The organism is Streptomyces sp. ICBB 8177 (assembly GCF_003144095.1).
Classification (GTDB): domain Bacteria; phylum Actinomycetota; class Actinomycetes; order Streptomycetales; family Streptomycetaceae; genus Streptantibioticus_D.
In genome coordinates, this window is record NZ_NSKH01000023.1 from 1266387 (window position 1) to 1285811 (window position 19425).

General features: G+C 74.1%; 17 protein-coding genes. 11 read left to right on the forward strand and 6 right to left on the reverse strand.

Annotated features, from left to right (window positions below):
• Positions 1–39: 39 nt before the first annotated feature.
• Positions 40–1452, forward strand: a complete 1413-nt coding sequence (locus CK485_RS25935) for an FtsW/RodA/SpoVE family cell cycle protein (RefSeq protein ID WP_109454243.1) — start codon at positions 40–42, stop codon at positions 1450–1452.
• Positions 1453–1513: 61 nt separating this feature from the next.
• Here the strand turns inward: CK485_RS25935 and CK485_RS25940 are convergent, their stop codons facing one another.
• From CK485_RS25940 to CK485_RS25960, 5 genes are all read right to left on the reverse strand, one after another.
• A complete protein-coding gene (locus CK485_RS25940) occupies positions 1514–2641 on the reverse strand; it encodes a M50 family metallopeptidase (RefSeq protein ID WP_109454244.1) in 1128 nt (375 codons plus the stop codon).
• A gap of 137 nt (positions 2642–2778) precedes the next feature.
• Positions 2779–3819, reverse strand: a complete 1041-nt coding sequence (meaB, locus tag CK485_RS25945) for a methylmalonyl Co-A mutase-associated GTPase MeaB (RefSeq protein ID WP_109454245.1) — start codon at positions 3817–3819, stop codon at positions 2779–2781.
• A 4-nt stretch (positions 3820–3823) separates the two neighbouring features.
• The gene (gene scpA / locus CK485_RS25950; protein WP_109454246.1) at positions 3824–6049 is read right to left on the reverse strand and encodes a methylmalonyl-CoA mutase; all 2226 of its coding nucleotides are present in this window, start codon (positions 6047–6049) and stop codon (positions 3824–3826) included.
• Positions 6049–7938 carry a methylmalonyl-CoA mutase family protein gene (locus CK485_RS25955; protein WP_109454247.1) on the reverse strand — a complete coding sequence of 630 codons (1890 nt, stop codon included), beginning with the start codon at positions 7936–7938 and terminating at the stop codon, positions 6049–6051. Before CK485_RS25955 ends, scpA begins: the two co-directional genes overlap by 1 nt.
• A gap of 314 nt (positions 7939–8252) precedes the next feature.
• Entirely contained in the window at positions 8253–9500 is a 1248-nt protein-coding gene (locus tag CK485_RS25960) for a beta-ketoacyl-[acyl-carrier-protein] synthase family protein (RefSeq protein WP_109454248.1), read from the reverse strand.
• Between the two features lie 65 nt (positions 9501–9565).
• Here CK485_RS25960 and CK485_RS25965 point away from each other — a divergent pair, with 65 nt between their 5' ends.
• The 8 genes from CK485_RS25965 to CK485_RS26000 all read left to right on the forward strand — a co-directional run bounded on the left by CK485_RS25965 (position 9566) and on the right by CK485_RS26000 (position 15858).
• Positions 9566–10192: a TetR/AcrR family transcriptional regulator C-terminal domain-containing protein gene (locus CK485_RS25965; RefSeq protein WP_109454249.1), complete on the forward strand. Its 627-nt coding sequence runs from the start codon at positions 9566–9568 to the stop codon at positions 10190–10192.
• Positions 10193–10343: 151 nt separating this feature from the next.
• On the forward strand, positions 10344–10658 hold the full coding sequence (locus CK485_RS25970) for a hypothetical protein (RefSeq protein WP_241968580.1): 315 nt from the start codon (positions 10344–10346) through the stop codon (positions 10656–10658).
• Between the two features lie 229 nt (positions 10659–10887).
• A complete protein-coding gene (locus CK485_RS25975) occupies positions 10888–11349 on the forward strand; it encodes a helix-turn-helix domain-containing protein (protein ID WP_109454250.1) in 462 nt (153 codons plus the stop codon).
• A gap of 73 nt (positions 11350–11422) precedes the next feature.
• On the forward strand, positions 11423–11977 hold the full coding sequence (locus CK485_RS25980; protein WP_199239504.1) for a ParH-like protein: 555 nt from the start codon (positions 11423–11425) through the stop codon (positions 11975–11977).
• A complete protein-coding gene (locus CK485_RS25985) occupies positions 11970–13268 on the forward strand; it encodes an MAB_1171c family putative transporter (RefSeq protein WP_109454251.1) in 1299 nt (432 codons plus the stop codon). Before CK485_RS25980 ends, CK485_RS25985 begins: the two co-directional genes overlap by 8 nt.
• A 146-nt stretch (positions 13269–13414) precedes the next feature.
• Positions 13415–13618, forward strand: coding sequence for a hypothetical protein (locus tag CK485_RS25990; RefSeq protein ID WP_199239505.1), 204 nt, complete (start codon positions 13415–13417; stop codon positions 13616–13618).
• A gap of 9 nt (positions 13619–13627) precedes the next feature.
• A complete protein-coding gene (locus tag CK485_RS25995; protein WP_109454253.1) occupies positions 13628–14359 on the forward strand; it encodes a class I SAM-dependent methyltransferase in 732 nt (243 codons plus the stop codon).
• Between the two features lie 323 nt (positions 14360–14682).
• Positions 14683–15858, forward strand: a complete 1176-nt coding sequence (locus CK485_RS26000) for an acyl-CoA dehydrogenase family protein (protein ID WP_109454254.1) — start codon at positions 14683–14685, stop codon at positions 15856–15858.
• 145 nt (positions 15859–16003) lie between these two features.
• On the opposite strand, the gene CK485_RS26005 is transcribed toward CK485_RS26000, so the two are convergent.
• A complete protein-coding gene (locus CK485_RS26005) occupies positions 16004–16495 on the reverse strand; it encodes a hypothetical protein (RefSeq protein WP_109454255.1) in 492 nt (163 codons plus the stop codon).
• Between the two features lie 218 nt (positions 16496–16713).
• Between CK485_RS26005 and CK485_RS26010 the strand changes: the two genes are divergently transcribed.
• Together CK485_RS26010 and CK485_RS26015 are read left to right on the forward strand one after the other, a co-directional pair.
• On the forward strand, positions 16714–17154 hold the full coding sequence (locus CK485_RS26010; protein ID WP_109454256.1) for an Lrp/AsnC family transcriptional regulator: 441 nt from the start codon (positions 16714–16716) through the stop codon (positions 17152–17154).
• 88 nt (positions 17155–17242) lie between these two features.
• Positions 17243–18862: an amidohydrolase gene (locus CK485_RS26015; RefSeq protein WP_109454257.1), complete on the forward strand. Its 1620-nt coding sequence runs from the start codon at positions 17243–17245 to the stop codon at positions 18860–18862.
• The last annotated feature ends 563 nt before the right edge of the window (positions 18863–19425 follow it).

Sequence of the window (19425 nt, forward strand, 5' to 3'; positions counted from 1 at the left end):
AGGCCGAACAGGCCGTGGCAAAGGGGTGGATGAGCAGTGATGAGTGTGAGCCGCCGCCGCAACACCGAGCTGGTGCTCGTGGTGGGCGCGGTGGCGTTGAGCATGTTCGGCTACGCCGGGGCGAGCCTGGCGCTGCGGGACACCGTGCCCAGCTCCCTGTTCACCGTCGGCGGCGGGCTGGGGGCGCTCGCGCTGCTCGCCCACCTCGCCGTACGCCGCTTCGCGCCCTACGCCGACCCGCTGATCCTCCCGCTCGCCGTGATGCTCTCCTCGCTGGGCCTGATGCTCATCGCGCGGCTCGACATCTCCTACCGCGCCGAGTACCCGCACTCCTCACCGGGCGCTCCGGGCGCTCCGGGACAGGTGATGTGGATGAGCGTGGCCGGGGTGGTGTTCATCGGCCTGCTGGTCGTCATCAGGCACCACCGCATCCTCCAGCGGTACTCGTACCTGACGATGGCCGTCGCGCTGGTGCTGCTGCTGGCGCCGGCGTTCTTCCCCAGCGACACCTTCGGCGCCAAGCGGTGGATCTTCATCGGCCCGCTGTCACTGGAACCGGACGAGTTCGTCAAGATCGCCATCGCCATCTTCTTCGCCGGCTACCTGATGGCCAACCGGGACGCGCTCTCGCTCGCCGGGCGCCGGGTGTGGGGGATGAACCTGCCGCGCGGCCGCAACGTCGGCCCGATCCTGGCGGTCTGGGCGGTCAGCCTGCTGGTGCTGATCTTCGAGAACGACCTCGGCACCTCGCTGATCTTCTTCGGCGTCTTCATCGTCATGCTGTACGTCGCCACGGAACGCGGCAGTTGGGTGATCCTCGGCGTCCTGATGGCCGCGCTCGGCGCGGGCGTCGTCGGATCGATGTCGCCGCACGTCAAGGCGCGCGTCGTGGCCTGGCTGCACCCGATGGCGATCTTCCTGCCGCCCGCGCAGCGCCCGCCGGGCCTGATCTCCGACCAGTCGGCGCAGGCCCTGTTCAGCTTCGGCAGCGGCGGCGTCCTGGGCTCCGGCCTCGGCCAGGGCTACCCCTGGCTGATCGGCTTCGCCGGGCGCAGCGACTTCATCCTCACCACGGTCGGCGAGGAACTCGGGCTCGCCGGTGTGACCGCCGTGCTGCTGCTGTACGTGCTGCTGATCGAACGCGGTCTGCGCACCGCGCTGCTGCTGACCGACCCGTTCGGCAAGCTGCTGGCCGCCGGGCTCGCCGCCACCATCGGGCTCCAGGTCTTCGTGGTCGTCGGCGGTGTCACCGGCCTGATCCCGCTGACCGGCAAGGCGCTGCCCTTCCTCGCCCAGGGCGGCTCCTCCACCGTCGCCAACTGGCTGCTGGTGGCGATCCTGCTCAAGCTCAGCGACGCGGCGGGCCGCGCCACGTACGAACGGCAGAACCCCAGCCAGGCGCCCTCGACCGCGGAGGCGATGACGGCGGTCGTGCCGCGCGCGGCGCTGTGAGCGCGCTGCTCCGGCAGGCGGGCCCGGCCACGTCGGCGTGACGCTTCGAGCGCGGCGGCCGTCAGGGTGTGCGGTGCGTGCGCCGCGGCATGCGCTGGAGGGCGGCGCGGGAGATCGTCTCGGCGGTGACCACGCCGACCAGCCGCCCGTCCTCCACGACCAGCACCGGCGGGGTCGCGCCCGCCCGCTCCAGCACCTCCACCAGTTCGTCGTCCGGCGCCGCCACCGTGCACCGCGCCAGCGGCACCGCGGCGTCCCGCAGCCGCACCTCGTCACGGCGGCCGACGGGGACCAGGGCCAGCCGCCGGCCGTCCACCACCCCGCTGGGCCGCCCCTCGAAGTCGACCAGCGGGACCACCGCCCGCGGCCCGCGTCCGGCCGTGCCGGCGAGGAACCGCTCCACCGTCAGCCACTCCGGCACCGCGTCCGGGGCGGCCGACATCAGCCGTCCCACCCGCACCCCACGCAACGCGCCCACCAGCGCGGCCCGCCGGACCTCCGCGATCGCCGCCGACCACACGAACAGCCCGACCAGCGCCAGCCACAGCCCCGAGTCGTAGCCGTACACCACCATCGCGAAGCCCGCGGCGGCCAGCGCCAGCCCCGCGCCCTGACCCGCGCGCCCCGCCACGTGCTCCGCGCGCTCCCGGTCGCCGCCGCGCCACCACACCGCCGCCCGGAGCACCCGCCCGCCGTCCAGCGGGGCGGCAGGCAGCAGGTTGAACGCGGCGAGCAGCCCGTTGAGCCACCCGGTCCACACCAGCACCGCCGCCGGTACCTCCCAGCCCAGCGCCTCCCGCACGCCGAACCCCAGCGCCACCGCCACTCCACCGGTGACCAGGCTGGCCAGCGGCCCGGCCAGCGCCACCATCAGCTCCCCGCCCGGGGTCGAGGGGCGTCCCATACGGGTCACACCGCCCAGACCCCACACGGTGATGTCGTCCACCCGCACCCCGAACCGCCGGGCCGTCAGCGCGTGCGCCGTCTCGTGCAGCAGCAGGCTCGCGGTCAGCAGCAGCGCGCCGACCAGCCCGGCCGTGTCGTAGACGGCGCGCGAGCGGCCGGGCACCCACGCGGGCAGGGTCTGCCCGGCCAGGCCCACGCCGAGGAACAGCACCAGGACCGGGGCGGACCAGTGGACGCGCAGCGGCACGCCCAGGACCCTGCCCAGTGGTGCGGAGCCGTTCATGTCCGCTTCCCGTCGCCGACGCCACGGCCGGAGCCCGACGACTCCCGCCGACAGCCGGAGCCCGAAGGCTCCCGCCCCTTCAATCTCGCGCGTGCGGCGGCGTACGCAAAGAGGCCGTCCGTCCCGGGCGCGGCCGGTCAGCCCTCGCCGTGAGCGCCGTGACCACCGCAACCGCCCGGACCACCAGGTCCGTCGCCCTCCCCGAACGCGTCCAGCAGCCGGTCGGCGGCCAGGGTAGCGGTCAACGTGCCCTCCCTGACCCGCTGTTCGAGCTCGGGAACCAGGCGGCGCACCGCCGGGTGCTCGCGCATCCGGGTCAGCAGCCGCTCGTGCACCATCGCCCAGGTCCACGCCACCTGCTGGTCACGGCGCTTGGCGGCCAGACGCCCGGTGGACTCCAGCAGCGTGCGGTGCTGCTCCAGCCGCTCCCACAACGCGTCCAGGCCGCTGCCCTCGCGCGCGCTGCAGGTGAGCACCGGGGGAGTCCAGGCCGCGTCCACCGGCTGCATCAGCCGCAGTGCGCCCGCCAGTTCACGCGCGGCCGCCTTCGCGTCGCGCTCGTGAGGACCGTCCGCCTTGTTGACGGCGACGACGTCGGCGAGTTCCAGCACGCCCTTCTTGATGCCCTGCAACTGGTCGCCGGTCCTGGCCAGGGTGAGCATCAGGAAGGTGTCCACCATGCCGGCCACGGCGGTCTCCGACTGGCCCACGCCCACGGTCTCCACCAGCACCACGTCGTAGCCGGCGGCTTCCACCACCACCATGGTCTCCCGGGTCGCCCGGGCCACCCCGCCCAGCGTCCCCGAACTCGGCGAGGGCCGCACGAACGCCGCCGGGTCCACCGCCAGCCGCTCCATCCGGGTCTTGTCGCCCAGGATGGAACCGCCGGTACGGGACGAGGACGGGTCCACCGCCAGCACCGCCACCCGGTGGCCCATGCCGGTCAGCAACGTGCCCAGGGCGTCGATGAACGTCGACTTGCCGACCCCCGGCACACCCGTGATGCCGATCCTGCGGGCCCGACCGGCGTGCGGCAGCAGCTCGACCAGGAGCTGCTGCGCGAGCCCGCGGTGGTCCGGCCTGCTGGACTCCACCAGCGTGATGGCCCGCGCCACCTGCGCGCGCGAGCCGTCCAGCACACCCTTGACGTACGCGTCGAGATCGATCACCCGCGCCATGCGATCACAACTCGTGACCGAGCGCGGCGGCCAGATCCGTCAGCAGGTCGTAGGCCGCGTCCGGGATCACCGTGCCCGGCGGGAAGACCGCGGCGGCGCCCATCTCCTTGAGCGGCTCCACGTCCTGCGGCGGGATCACGCCGCCCACGACGATGGTGATGTCGTCGCGGCCCGCCCGCGCCAGCTCCTCGCGCAGCGCCGGCACCAACGTCAGATGGCCCGCCGCCAGCGACGAGACCCCCACGATGTGCGCGTCGGCCTCCACCGCCTGCCGCGCGACCTCCGCGGGCGTCTGGAACAGCGGGCCGACGTCCACGTCGAAGCCCAGGTCGGCGAAGGCGGTGGCGATCACCTTCTGGCCGCGGTCGTGACCGTCCTGCCCCATCTTGGCGACCAGGATGCGCGGCCTGCGGCCCTCCGCCTCCTCGAACGCCTCCACCAGCTTGCGGGTGCGCTCCACCCCGGGCGAGGTCCCCGCTTCGTCTCGGTACACACCGGAGATGGTACGGATCTGGCCCGCGTGGCGGCCGTACACCTTCTCCAGGGCGTCGGAGATCTCGCCGACCGTCGCCATCGCACGGGCCGCGTCCACCGCGAGCGCCAGCAGATTGCCTTCCAGGCCGTCCCCGGAGGGGCCCTGCTCGGCGGCCCTGGTCAGCGCGCGCAGCGCGTCCTGGCAGGCGGCCTCGTCGCGTTCGGCCCGCAGCCTGCGCAGCTTCTCGATCTGCTGGGCGCGCACCGAGGAGTTGTCCACCTTGAGCACGTCGATCTGCTCGTCGGACTCCACCCGGTACTTGTTGACGCCGATCACCGGCTGGCGCCCGGAGTCGATGCGCGCCTGGGTGCGCGCCGCGGCCTCCTCGACGCGCAGCTTGGGAATCCCCGCGTCGATCGCCTCGGCCATGCCGCCCGCCGCCTCGACCTCCTGGATGTGCTGCCAGGCCCGCCGCGCCAGGTCGTAGGTGAGGCGCTCGACGTACGCGCTGCCGCCCCACGGGTCGATCACCCGGCAGGTGCCCGACTCCTGCTGGAGCAGCAGCTGGGTGTTGCGGGCGATGCGCGCGGAGAAGTCGGTGGGCAGCGCCAGCGCCTCGTCCAGCGCGTTGGTGTGCAGCGACTGGGTGTGGCCCTGGGTCGCCGCCATCGCCTCCACGCAGGTGCGGGTGACGTTGTTGAAGACGTCCTGCGCGGTCAGCGACCAGCCCGAGGTCTGCGAATGGGTGCGCAACGAAAGGGACTTGGGGTTCTTCGGGTCGAACCCCTTCACCAGCTTCGCCCACAGCAGCCGCGCCGCGCGCAGCTTGGCGACCTCCATGAAGAAGTTCATGCCGATCGCCCAGAAGAACGACAGCCGCGGCGCGAACGCGTCCACGTCCAGCCCCGCGCCCAGGCCCGCCCGCAGGTACTCCACACCGTCCGCGAGCGTGTAGGCCAGCTCCAGGTCGGCCGTGGCCCCGGCCTCCTGGATGTGGTAGCCGGAGATGGAGATCGAGTTGTAGCGCGGCATCCTGCGCGAGGTGTACGCGAAGATGTCGGAGATGATCCGCATCGACGGCTGCGGCGGATAGATGTAGGTGTTGCGGACCATGAACTCCTTGAGGATGTCGTTCTGGATGGTCCCCGCCAGCATCGTAGGCGGCACGCCCTGCTCCTCGGCCGCCACGATGTACAGCGCCAGCACCGGCAGCACCGCGCCGTTCATCGTCATCGACACGCTCATGCGGTCCAGCGGGATGCCGTCGAACAACTGCCGCATGTCGTAGATCGAGTCGATCGCCACGCCCGCCATGCCGACGTCACCGGTCACCCGGGGGTGGTCGCTGTCGTAGCCGCGGTGCGTCGGCAGGTCGAACGCCACCGACAGGCCCTTTTGACCCGCCGCCAGGTTGCGCCGGTAGAACGCGTTGGACTCCTCGGCGGTCGAGAATCCCGCGTACTGCCGGATCGTCCAGGGCTGGTTGACGTACATCGTCGGGTACGGGCCGCGGAGGTAGGGCGCGATGCCCGGATAGGTGCCAAGGAAGTCGAGCCCGGCCAGGTCGTCCGCGGTGTACAGCGGCTTGACGCCGATGCCCTCGGGCGTCTCCCACACCAGGTCCTGCGGCCCCTTGCCGGTCGCCTCGGCGACCGCGTCACGCCACTGGCCGGCATCGGTCCCGGGCGCGTCGCCGTCGAGCGGGACGTCGCAGAAGTCCGGGATGGAGGCCGGCTGTCCGGCACTGCCCTGCATCACGCCACTCCCAACTGGTCGAGGACGGCGGACAGTACGGCCGCCGCGTCACCGCCCGCGAAGACGAACTCGTCAACTCCCGCGCGTTCCAAGGCGCCTTGCAGCTCGCCCGGCCGCCCCGCGAGGAACACCCGCTGCGCACCGGCCGACCTGAGCGCCCCGGCGACCGCCTCGGCCTCCTGCGCGTACAGCGCGTCGCTGGAACACAGGCACGCCACCCGGGCGCCGCTGCGCGCGAACGCCTCCGCCGCCGAGGCCGCGTCCACCGTCACCGGGTCGTGCACCGGCTGGATGCCGCCCGCCTGGAAGAGGTTGGACGCGAAAGTCACCCGGGTGGTGTGGGCCGCCGCCGGACCGAGCGCGGCCAGGAAGATCGCGGGCCGCTGCCCGGTCGCCGCCAGGTGCGCGTCGGACCGCGCCCGCAGCGCCTCGAACGCCTCGTCGCGCCGGACCCTCGGCAGCCCGCCCGCAGGGCCCGTCGGCGCGGGCTCGCGCACGACCGGCTGCTCGGCCAGCAGCGGGAACTCGCTGACGCCGGTGATGGGTTCGCGCCGCCGGGCCAGCCTGCCGGAACGCTCCCGCCAGGCCGACTCCAGGCGCTCGGCGACCAGCCCGGTCCGCAGCGCAGACTCCTGGCCTCCGGCCCGTTCGATCTCCTGGAACCACGCCCAGGCCGCCCGCGCCAGTTCGTCGGTGAGCCGCTCGACGTACCAGGAACCGCCCGCCGGATCGATGACCCGCGACAGGTGCGACTCCTCGACGAGGATGGAGGAGGTGTTGCGCGCTATGCGCCGGGCGAAGGCGTCCGGCAGGCCGATCGCTTCGTCGAACGGCAGCACGGTCACAGCGTCCGCGCCGCCCACCCCGGCGCCCAGGCAGGCCACCGTCGTGCGCAGCATGTTCACCCACGGGTCGCGCCGCGTCATCATCACCGGCGAGGTCACCGCGTGCTGCCGCTGCGCGCCCGAGCCCGGCGCCGCCCCGGACACCTCGGCGACCCGCGACCACAACCGCCGCGCCGCGCGCAGCTTCGCGATGGTCAGGAACTGGTCGGCGTCCGCCGCGTAACGGAACTCCAGCTGCCCGCACGCCGCGTCCACCGAAAGCCCGGCCTGCGTCAGCAGCCGCAGGTAGGCGACGCCGGTGGCGAGGGAGCAGCCCAGCTCCTGCGCGGGCGAGCCACCCGCCTCGTGGTACGGCATCGCGTCCACCGTCAGCGCGCGCACACCGGGGTACGCGTCCAGGCACCGCTGCGCGAGCCGGCCCGCGGTCCGCGAGTGCTCCGCGATCCGGTCGTGGCGGCCGGTGCGCGCGGCCAGGCCCAGCGGATCCGCGCCCAGATTGCCGAGCGCGGCGGATCCCGGCACCTCACGCTCGCCGTACAGCGCCAGCAGTGCCTCGGCCGCCGCCTCGAACTCCTCGCCCGCCTCCAGCACGACCGGGGCCAGGTCGAGATAGACGCCGTCCAGCGCCCTCGGCAGGTCCGCGACCGCGAGCCCGGCGGCACCGGTGACCAGCCACAGGGAGGTCGCGCCGTTCTCCAGGTCGGCGAGCACGGCCGCGTTGGCCCGCTCGGGATCGGGGTCCACGTGCCGCTGGCGTACGTCCCAGCCTGCGGCCGTGGTGCCGTCCGGCCGTCCGCCGCGCAGATACGGCGGGAACCCGGGGAAGCCCGGATCCGCCCCCGTGCCGTCCTCGGCCGCGTACAGCGGACCGGTGACCAGCGCGTCCTGGAGCCTGGTGGCCAGTGCGTCTTCCGCCGCCGTGCCCGACACGTCGTCCTTACCCGCCTTGCGCAGCACGCCTTCGACGAGGCGCTGCCACTGCTCGCGGGTGGCTTCGGGGAAGTCGGCGGCCAGGGAAAGCCCGTCGTCGGGTAGGACCGTCATGGGGAAAGGCTAGGGGAGACGCCGTTGGCGCAGCAGTTGCCATGGCTGTGACCTTCCCCTCTTCCGGCACGTGGTCGAACGCCGTGACCTGGCGGAGTGAGGGAGAGCAGTCGGGGGGATGCGGGCCGTTCGCGACATAGCGGGCGGCCTGCGGCGGGGGCACTTCGGCGACGCTTCGGGGGCGTACGGGAGTGCGTGCGGAGTCGTACGTGCGCGGATGTGCATGGTGGGCGCCGGGCGGGGCGCGGACGCCGGCGCGTGCGGCCGGACGCCGCGCTCCGTGCCCGTCGTCGTCCTGCCGTTCAGGCCGTCCCTCAGCCCGGTGTCGTCGTGCGGGTCGTGTCGGTGATGACGAGTGAGACGTTCTGCCCGCCGAAGCCGAAGGAGTTGGTGAGCACGGCCTCCTGGGGGACGTCTCGTCGCTCGGCGACGACATCGAGGTCGATGTCGGGTCCGACGCCGGCCGTGGCGAGGTTACGGGTCGGCGGGATGACGCCGTGCTCCACACTGAGGACGGCGACGAGCGCTTCGATCGCACCGGCCGCGCCGAAGAGATGGCCGAGTGCCGCCTTGGGGGCCGTCACGGTGGCGCGGCCGAAGACCTCCCGGATCGCACGCGCCTCGGCGACGTCACCGACCGGGGTTCCGGTGGCGTGGGCGTTGACGTGGCTGATCTGCTCGGGACGCAGGCCGGCTTGCGCGAGGGCCTTTCGCATGGCCGAGATCTGACCGGAACCGTCCGCGGCGGGCGCCGTGATGTGGTGGGCGTCGGCGGCGACGCCGGCTCCCGCCAGCACCGCGTGGACGCGCGCGCCCCGGGCGCCTGCGTGCTCGGCGCTTTCCAGCACCACGACAGCGGCGCCCTCACTGAGGACGAACCCGCTGCGGTCCGCGGCGAACGGCCGGGACGCGGACGCGGGTTCGGCGGTGTGGCGCGACAGCGCTTGAGCCTGGGCGAAGCCGGCAACGGTGATCGGTGTGATCGCGGCCTCGGTCCCGCCCGCGATCACCACGTCCGCCTCGCCGGCACGGATGAGCCTGGCCCCCAGCGCGATCGCCTCGGCGCCGGACGAGCACGCCGAGACCGGCGTGTACGCGCCGGCCCGCGCGCCGTATTCGATGCTGATCAGCGCCGCCGCCGCATTGGGCATGAGCATCGGGACCGTGCGTGGCGAGACGCGCCGCGTCCCGGCCGACTCCAGTACGTCGTCTTCCCTGAGCAGCGTCCCGACGCCCCCGATGCCCGTGCCGACAGCCGAGGCGAGCCGGTCCGGGTCCACCTCCGGCGTACCGGCGTCGGCCCAGGCTTCGGCCGCCGCGACCAGGGCCGCCTGCTGCGAGCGGTCGAGCCGCCTGGCCCGCACCGGCGGCAGCGCCCCGGCGGGGTCGGTCGCCATCGTCCCCGCGACGATGCCGGGAAGGCCGGCGTCCTCGTGGCCGCGCAGGACGCCGCCGCGGATGCCGGACTCGCCGGCCAGCAGGGCGTCCCAGGTGGACGCCACGTCCGCCCCGAGCGGTGTGATCGCGCCGAGTCCGGTCACCACGACCTCAGTCCGGTGCATGCCCTTCAACCCTTCTTGTATGCGATACAAGTGAACGCTGTTGTTGTATCACATACAATTCCGGTGTGGAGAAGAAGCGAACCGAAGCCCGGCCACCGTCGGCTCGGCCGCGCGACCGCGGTCGCGCGACGAGGCACCGGCTGATCGAGGCGGCCGCACGGCTCTGCGCGGAGCGGCCCGGCGCCGAGGTGAGCGTCGCGGAGATCGCGAACGCGGCGGGCGCCTTCCCCAACCAGGTCACCTACTACTTCGGCTCCAAGGACTCGCTCCTCGTGCACGCCGCCTTCCTCGGGCTGCTGCACGACGCCCGGCGGATCGAACGCATCGGCCGCCAGGCCCCCGACGCGGCGACATTCCGACGCAACATCGCCCGCGCCGTACTGGCCATGCCCTCGCTCCCGTCGGTCACGCGAGCACTCGCCTCAGGGATCTCCAAACCCGAACTCGCCCCCGTGGTCGACCAGCACCTCCAGTTGCTGTTCCGTCAGTCCGAGCGCTTCGTGAGCCGGCTCGTCGACAGCCGCGGCTGGAGCGCCCGACGACCGCTCAACGTGGAGGCCAGGACGTTCTGGAGCACCGCGCTCGGTGCGGTGCTGCTGGTCCGCGCCGGGGCGCACGGCACCGTCGCCGAACTCGACCTCGCCGGAGCGTTGACCATCCACGACGGGCCCGGTCCCGCTCAGTCCGGCTGAACGGGCCGGCGACGCAGGCCCCCGCCGCCCGGGGGAAACCACCCCACCGAGCGGCATCCACGAGTGGTTGCCGCGGTGGTGGCGCGGGCCGGCGGTGGTGCTGCGGCGGCACACTGGCGGGACCCACCGTCACGCGCGTTCGGGAGTCTCCATGCCAGAGCCCTCCGCCAGGTCCCGCGAAGCGGACACCCGTCCGGCCGTCTGCGGCCACACGCACCTGTTCCCGGGGGCTCGCTGCCGTGTGCAGGGGTTGTCCGACCCCCGTGCGTTCGCCGCGGACCCGTGGCCGGTCGAGCTGGATCTGCGCTTCTCGGACGGGGTGGTCGCCGACGCCGTACTGCGCACCGGCGGACCCGAGGGCGCGGTCCTCGTGGTCCCGCCCTACACCACGGGCGCCGGCACGTCGATCGACGGCCGCACCTGGACGATCCGGGAGTTCGCCGGGACAGGGGAGAGGTGGAGCTGACCATCGGCCGGCACGCCTGTGCCTGAGCGGCATCCGGTCGGCGCCCACCGTGAATCCCCGGTTCCGTGCGGGTTCCGTACGGCGGCTTCCATCGGCCGAAACCCGTCAACTGGCGTGCGCGGTAAAGGGGATGACATCGATGTGCTACCAGCTAGGATGGATGGCCGGGTCGGTCGGGCGCGTGGTGGCCGGGGCCGGAGCGATCGGGACGGACCGAGGGAGGTGGCGGATGGCTCCGCCGGAACCGACGGCGGCGACACCTCGCCCGCAGGCGTCGACGCTGGCCGAGAAGATCGACGCGCTGTTCCGGGTCGTACGACGGCCCAACCACGAGCAGTTCAGCCACGAAGAGGTCGCCAAGGCCTGCCGCGAGGCGACCGGGGAGAGCTTCTCGGCGACCTACCTGTGGCAGTTGCGCACCGGCCGCCGGGACAATCCCACCAAACGCCATCTGGAGGCACTCGCCCAGTTCTTCCAGGTTCCCGTCGCCTACTTCTTCGACGACGACCGCGGCGCCGCCGTCGCCAAGGAACTGGAACTGCTCGGTGCGCTGCGGGACGCCGGAGTGCGCAGCGTCGCGCTGCGCGCGGTGAACCTCTCGCCCGAAGGCGTGGGCACCATCAGCGACATGATCGACGTGATCGCCCGCCGGGAGCGCGGCGGTGGTGGCACTCTGGGACCCGGCGACTGAGCGCGCTCCCGCGCTCGTCGGCCCGACCGGCGCGGGATCAGGCGCACTCGGCACGGCGGAAGAGGTACGGCGGGTGAGTACGGGTGGGCGCCTGCGCGCGCTGCGGGAAGGACGCCGGCTGAAGCTGCGGTGCCGGCAGACGGTGGACGCGCTCGAACTGCCGCGCCCGTTCGACGCGTTCGCCTTCATCGCCTCGCTGGCCCGGACCCGGGGCAGGCCGATCGAGCTGATACCGGTGACCGACCGCCCCCACACACCCTGCGGGCTGCTGGTCACCACCGACCGCGCGGACTGCATCCTCTACGCGGCGGACACCACCCCCCTGCACCAGCAGCACATCCTGCTCCACGAAGCCGCCCACATCATCTGCGGCCACTACGACACCGCCCCGTCGGCCACCTCCGCCGCGCGGCTGCTCATGCCCAATCTGCCCCCGGCACTGGTCCAGCGGGTGCTGGGACGCACGGTCTACACCGAACCGCAGGAACGCGAGGCCGAACTCGTCGCCTCACTGATCCGTTGCCGGGCCGCCCGCGACGACGGACTGCGGCCACCGGCCCTCGTTCCGCGCAACCGGGTCGAGTCGCTGCTCAGCCCGACGGACTGCCGGGGCGCGCACCGTGGTTGAGCTGATCGCGTACGTCGCGGCGGCCGTGCTCGCCGGGTTCGGCGGCTACCGTGTCCTGCTCGCCCGTGGCCACGGCGCCGACCCCGCGCAGCGCTACGTCTGCGGTTTCGCGCTCTGCCTCGGGACGTCCCTCGTCCTGCTCACCCCGGCGACGCTGTCCTGGCTGGACGCCCTGCTGCCGGGGGCCGTGGTCGAGTTGGCCGGCAACTCGGTGAAGACGGCAGCCCTGAGCTTCCTGGCCCTGCTGGCGCTCTCGCTCGCGAACGAGGCCCCTTACGAGGTGGCGCCTTCCCCTCTAGCCGCCCCGACGGCCCGTCGAGAAGGGTCCCCTCGGACCGACGGCGCCGCCGACTCCGTCCCCGTAGGGCCGGACCTGCGATGCCACGTGCTCGTCGCGGTCGCGGTCCAACTCGTCTCCGCCGTACTGCTGTTGGGCGCCGACCCCAGGGTGAGCGGCGGTTCCATGGCGGTTCACGGGCCGGCCGCGCGGATCCTGCTGTCGTCGTACGACGCGTTGTTCACCTGCTACGCCATCTGGTGTCTGTTGGTGCTGACCCGGGTGATCGTGCCGCACGCCCGCCGCGCGGGACCCGGGCCGCTGCGCTTCGGTCTCGGACTGACCACCGCGGCGATCGTGGCCGGTGCTTTGTGGACCGCGTGGTCGCTGGACGACGTGGCCGACGTGCTGCTCGGCGGCGTGCAGGACGGCGGCGAGGACACGCTCTCCAACGTGCTCGGTGTGATCTGCGCCGTGCTGACCGTCTCCGGTGCCACCGCGACACTGTGGGGAACCCGCGTGGCCGCCCCGTTGCGCTGGCTGCGGGCGCACCGGCGGTACCGGGCGCTGGAGCCGCTGTGGTCCGCGCTGCACGCCGAACTCCCCGAGATCGCGCTGGCCCCCGGACGGCCACCGCACCGACTGCCGCCCTGGCGCGCGCAGTTCGCGCTCTACCGCCGCATCATCGAGATCCACGACGCCGCCCTCGCGCTGCGCCCGTACCACGATCCTCACGTGGCCTCCCGGATCGCCGATCTGGACCCGGCGGGCCCGCGCGGGCCCGTGGCGGAGGCTGCCACGCTCGCCGCCGCCCTGGAGAACCGCAGGCACGGCCGCCGCCACGGGGAGGACCCGGAGGCGGGACACCCTGCCCCGACGCTGCCGGGCACCATCGACGCGGAGGCGCTCTGGCTGGTCCAGGTGGCCGAGGCGTTCCGCGGCTCCGAGGTGAGCGCGTACGTCCGCGGGCGAGCGGCGCGCACGGCGCTCGGCAGCGGAGCGCGCGAGGAGTGACGGGCACCCGGCGGCGCGCCGACGCACCGTCCCGGCACGGCACTTGGCCGGGGCTCCCTGTCCGCAAGCTGTGCGGCGAACGGTACGATCGACGCGCCGATGGCAGGAACATGCCCGGCATCGAGAGCCGACCGAGGAGCACCACGTTGTCCCGTGTGAAGACCGCGTCCCGTGTGCGGACCGCCGCCGCGGCCGTCACCCTGGCCGCCACCGCCGTGCTGGCCACCGGCTGCGCGAGCCACCACCACACCACGACCGTGGTCCACCACACCGTCGTCCACCACACGGTGACCCACCACGTCGTCACGCATCACGTCGTCACCCACCACACGGTGACCCACCGCCACTGAGCGCGGGAGGTGCTGGACTACGACGGCGAGGCGGCCCGGTACGACGCCACACGCGGGGGAGTGCCCAGGGCTCGGGCCGCGGCGGAAGCGGTGCTGCGCCTGCTGCCCGCGTCCGCCGGCGACCTGCTCGACGTCGGCTGCGGGACCGGGCTGGTGCCCGAGCGGCTGCGCCGGCCGGGTCTGCGGGTCGTCGGCGCGGACGCCTCGGCGGGCATGACCGCGGTCGCGGCGCCCCGGCTGGGCGGCCGGGTCGTACGGGCGGACGGCCTGCGACTGCCCTTCGCGGCGCGGTCCTTCGACGCCGTGTGCGCGGTCTGGCTGCTGCACCTGCTGCCCCGGGCGGCCGACGTCGTCTCCGAGGCGGCACGGCTGCTGCGCCCGGGCGGCGTCCTCGTGACCACCGTCGACAAGGACGCCGGTCACGACGTCGGCAGCGACATCGACGCCCTGCTCGCGCCGTACCGGGTGAGCGGCGCTCGCGACGCGGCCGACGCGATCACCGCGCGCGCCGCCCGGGCGGGCCTGCGGCCCGCGGGGGAGACCGCCTTCACCGGGTACGGCCAGGGCCGCACCCCGCTGGGCGTCGCGGCGGACGTGCGTGCCGGAAGGCTGCCCTCGGCCGTACGCGTCACGGACGACGCGGCCGGGCGATTGATCGGCCTGCTCGCCGCGCTGCCCGATCCGCGCGGCGCCCGGCGCGACCCGGTCTACCGGCTGATGGCGTTCGAGCGGACCACGTGACAGGACCGCGCTGACGCGGGGACCCCGCCGGATCGGGTCCGAGGCGCCGTGGTGCCGGGAGTCGGGCGCCGTGTGGCGGGTGCGTGGCGGCGCGTGTGGCGCGAACGCGACGTGTACGACCGTCATGCCTCCGGGTGGGCCCGTGCGCGGCATCGCCGCCCGTGACGAACAGCGCCCGATCGGGCATACTCCAACCGCCACAGACCGCTGATCAGCCCAGACCGCGACCCGGCGGGAGATCATCGGCCGAGGGTACATCCATGCGGCGGCGCTGCCCCACCCCTGGCCCGCCGCCGACCCGCCCGACAGGGAGGAACGCCGCCATGCCCGCCGACGGCCCGCAGCCGGTCGAACGTCACCTGCCCACCGAGGAGGCCCGCGACCTGCTCGGCCTCACCCGCGACATCGCCGCGCGGGAGATCCGGCCCCGGGCCGCCGAGGAGGAGGACGCGGGGCGCTTCCCGCGCGAGGTCTTCACCACCATCGGCGCGGCCGGCCTGCTGGGCCTGCCGTACCCGGCGGAACACGGCGGCGGCGAGCAGCCGTACGAGGTCTACCTCCAGGTCCTCGAAGAGCTGGCCGCGGTCCGGCTCACCGTGGGCCTCGGCGTCAGCGTCCACACCCTCGCCTGCCACGCGCTCGCGGAGTTCGGCACCAAGACGCAGCGCGCCGAGCACCTCGACGCCATGCTGGGTGGCGAACTGCTGGGCGCCTACTGCCTGTCCGAGCCCAGCGCGGGCTCCGACGCCGCCAGCCTGCGCACCCGCGCCACGCGCGACGGCGACGACTGGGTCATCGAGGGCACCAAGGCGTGGATCACCCACGGCGGCGTGGCGGACTTCTACACGGTGCTGGCCCGCACCGGGGCGGAGGGGCCGCGCGGCATCACCGCGTTCCTCGTCCCCGGCGACGCGCAGGGCCTGAGCGCGGCGGCCCCGGAGCGCAAGATGGGCCTGAAGGGTTCACCCACCGCGCAGGTCCACTTCGACGGCGTGCGGGTGCCCGACACCCGGCGGGTCGGGGAGGAGGGCCAGGGCTTCTCCATCGCGCTGTCCGCCCTCGACTCCGGGCGCCTCGGGATCGCCGCCTGCGCGATAGGGGTCGCACAGGGCGCGCTGGACGAGGCGCTGCGGTTCCTCGCCGAGCGGCGGCAGTTCGGCCGCCCGCTGGTCGACTTCCAGGGGCTGCGCTTCATGGTCGCCGACATGGCCACCGCGATCGAGGCGGGCCGCGCGCTCTACCTGGCCGCCGCGCGACTGCGGGACGCCGGGCAGCCGTTCGGCAAGCAGGCCGCGATGGCCAAGCTGCTGTGCACCGACACCGCGATGAAGGTGACCACGGACGCGGTCCAGCTGATGGGCGGCTACGGCTACACCGCCGACTTCCCCGCCGAGCGCTACATGCGGGAGGCCAAGGTGCTCCAGATCGTGGAGGGCACCAACCAGATCCAGCGCATGGTGATCGCCCGTCACGTTGCGGGCCCGGAGAGCCGGGGCTGAACCGTACGGAAGGGGCCGTACCTCGCGGCGGTGCGGCCCTTCTCCGTCTCCGACGTGCCGTCAGTGTTCAGGGTGACCTGCCGTCAAGTGACTGCACGCGGAGGGCAGTTCGATGGCCCGTGCTGTCTCTCCCGCCTACGTCATGTCAGGCGCGCGGGGTGCGCATCTCGGGCAGGCGCATGGGGCGCGACCCCGGGCCGCCCGCGTGCGAGAACGGCTGGGTGCGCCAGTCGAGCCCCGCGGGCAGGGTGAGCAGGGCGGCGACGTCCCCCTCGGTCCCCTCCTCGTCCTCCTCGACCGGCCGTGCGTCCGCGACCGAACGGCCGGAACCGGCGCACACCGTGAGGCCGAACGGGTTCCACGGCGACGGGCACAGCGCGTGCTCCGGGAGCGTCTCCTCGTCCGCGAGCAGCGCTATCGGCCGGGCGCAGTCCGGGCAGTGCACCCGGAAGATGCCGAAGGACTCCTCGTCGAGGTCGCCCAACTCCCCGGCGGCTTCAGCCGTGTCGAACTGCTCGTCGGTGTCCTCGGCGTCGGCGATGCCGTCCTCGACGGCCTGCGGAACGGCCGGGCCGGGCTCGTCTTCGAGCGCGGACCGCGTGCGGTCACCGCGGCTTTGCCGCTTCAATGCGCGCATGGTGGTTCTCCCCCTGTGACGGGCGCCCCTTGGCGGGCGGGTCGGGCCGGACGCGACGTCCACGGCCCGAGCAGAGCATTTCCCGCCACGCCCAGCCGATAATCGCCCCGGCGCCAACCCACCGGAGCACGGCCTGTGGCATTCGTCACACGAGGGGGCGCACGGGGCGCGCAACCCCACGCGCGCCCTGATCCCCGCGAGGCGATAGGTTGGGCGGCGTGGAGGAGCTGGACCGGCGGATCGTGGAGCTGCTCGTCGCCGATGGGCGGATGAGCTACACCGACCTGGGCAAGGCCACCGGCCTGTCCACCTCGGCCGTGCACCAGAGGGTGCGCAGGCTGGAGCAGCGAGGGGTGATCCGCGGCTACGCGGCGATCGTCGACCCCGAGGCGGTCGGCCTGTCCCTGACCGCGTTCATCTCGGTCGCGCCCTTCGACCCCAGCGCCCCCGACGACATCGCGGACCGGCTCGCCGACGTCCCCGAGATCGAGGCCTGCCACAGCGTCGCGGGCGAGGAGAACTACATCCTCAAGGTCCGCGTGGCCACCCCGGGCGCACTGGAACACCTGCTGGCCCGCATCCGCAGCCTGGCCGGCGTCTCCACCCGCACCACCGTGGTCCTCTCCACGCCCTACGAGGCCCGCCCCCCGCACCTGTAGCCCCTCCCGGCCGCCTTCGCCGCGCTCGGGGCCGCCGTGGATCAACCCGGGTGCGGGCGCGCCGCCGGCAGGCGCCAGACTGGTGCGCATGAACGACGAGCGCCCCCCGGGCACCGTGCTGCTGCGAGGCGGCAGCGTGTACAGCCCCGCCGACCCCTTCGCCACCGCCATGGTCACCGACGGCCCCACCGTCGCGTGGATCGGCTCCGAGGGCGCGGCGGACGGCTTCGCCGACTCCGTCGACGAGGTCGTGGACCTGGACGGCGCGCTGGTCACCCCGGCGTTCACCGACGCCCACGTGCACACCACCTCCACCGGTCTCGCGCTCACCGGGCTCGACCTGGCCGCCGCCACCGGCCTGGCCGACGCCCTCGCCCGGGTCGCCGAGCACGCCGCCGCCCGCCCCGCCGACCAGGTGCTGCTGGGACACGGCTGGGACGAGACCCGCTGGCCCGAGCGCCGCCCGCCGTCCCGCGCCGAACTCGACGCCGCGTGCGCCGGCCGTCCCCTCTACCTCAGCCGTACCGACGTCCACTCGGCGCTCGTCAGCACCGCGCTGGCGCGGCGGGCCCGAGGCCTTGACGGCTACCACGACGACGCCCCGCTGACCCGCGACGCCCACCACGCCGTGCGCCGCGCCGCGCTGGCGGCCGTCACCCCCGCCCAGCGCGCCGACGCCCAGCGCACCGCCCTGCGGCACGCCGCCTCCCAGGGCATCGGCGCCCTGCACGAGTGCGCGGGGCCCGACATCTCCTCGCAGGACGACCTGACCGGCCTGCTCGCGCTGGCCGCCGCCGAACCGGGCCCGCGGGTCTTCGGCTACTGGGCGCAGGCCGTGAGCCGCCCCGCCGACCTGGACGCGATCCGCGACCTCGGCGCGCTGGGTGCCGCCGGAGACCTGTTCGTCGACGGCTCCCTGGGCTCCCACACCGCCTGCCTGAGCAGCCCGTACGCGGACGCCGGGCACACCGGCACCGCCTACCTGACCGCAGAGCGCATCGCCGACCACGTGACGGTGTGCACCGAGGGCGGGGTCCAGGCCGGGTTCCACGCCATCGGGGACGCCGCCGTCGCCGCCGTGCTCGACGGGGTGCGCCGGGCCGCCGCCCGCGTCGGCGTCGAGCGGGTCCGCGCCGCCCGGCACCGCGTGGAGCACGCCGAGATGCTGGACGCCGCCGCCATCGACGGCTTCGCGGAACTGGGCCTGGTCGCCTCCGTCCAGCCCGCCTTCGACGCTGCGTGGGGCGGCGACGGGGGCATGTACGCGGCCCGCCTCGGCGCCGACCGCGCCCGCGGTCTCAACCCGTACGCCGCGCTGCTCAAGGCGGGCGTGCCGCTCGCCCTCGGCTCCGACAGCCCGGTCACGCCGCTCGACCCCTGGGGCGCCGTGCGCGCCGCCGCGTTCCACCGCACCCCGGAGCACCGGATCTCGGTGCGTGCCGCCTTCACCGCCCACACCCGCGGCGGCTGGCGGGCGATCCGGCGTGACGACGCGGGCACCCTGGTGCCCGGCGCGCCGGCCGACTACGCCGTCTGGGGGGCCGGTGACCTCGTCGTCCAGGTGCCCGACGAACGCGTCGCCAACTGGTCGACCGACCCCCGCTCCGGCACCCCGGGACTGCCCGACCTCACCCCGGGGCAGCCGCTTCCGCACGCCCTGCGCACCGTCGTGGCGGGCCGTGTCGTGCACGCGCGGCCGAACGGGTGACCCGCGGTGGCGCGCGTACCGCCGAACGATGATCCCTCGGCCTGTCGCGCCTGCCCGGCAGGCCCCGCACTGACCTGCTGATTTGTCGAATTGCCGCAGGTCACACGGGTGTTGACAGGCTGCGGTCGCGGGCGAGTAGGTTCGGCGGAGTCCACCACAGGACGTCCGACCCGGGATCCCTCGTGCTTCCCGGCGACCGCAGCTGGGCCATGGGGTGGCGCGCGGCACGCGCACCACCACTGGGAGCCAGGTCCAGGGCTCGCGGTACGCCGAGCACGGCCCGCCAGGGCCCCTTCCCCGCCCGAGCGGGTCAGGGGGGATGCCGCCCGGGCGGCGGGTGCGACCCGGGTGGGGCCCGGACGCTCAGTAGACAACGGCTCTCGGTCGATCCGCAGCCAGCGGGTTCCAGGTCGGCCCGAAGGGCGTTCCGGGCCCCCATCCGCAGTTCCCGCACCGCAGCCGGCGAACGCGGCCGAGGGCCACCGGGGAGCCTGCGGGCCCCTGTCGGGGAAAGACCGGGCAAAGCGGCCCGTGGACAACCCTTTGCGCCCCCGTACGCCCTC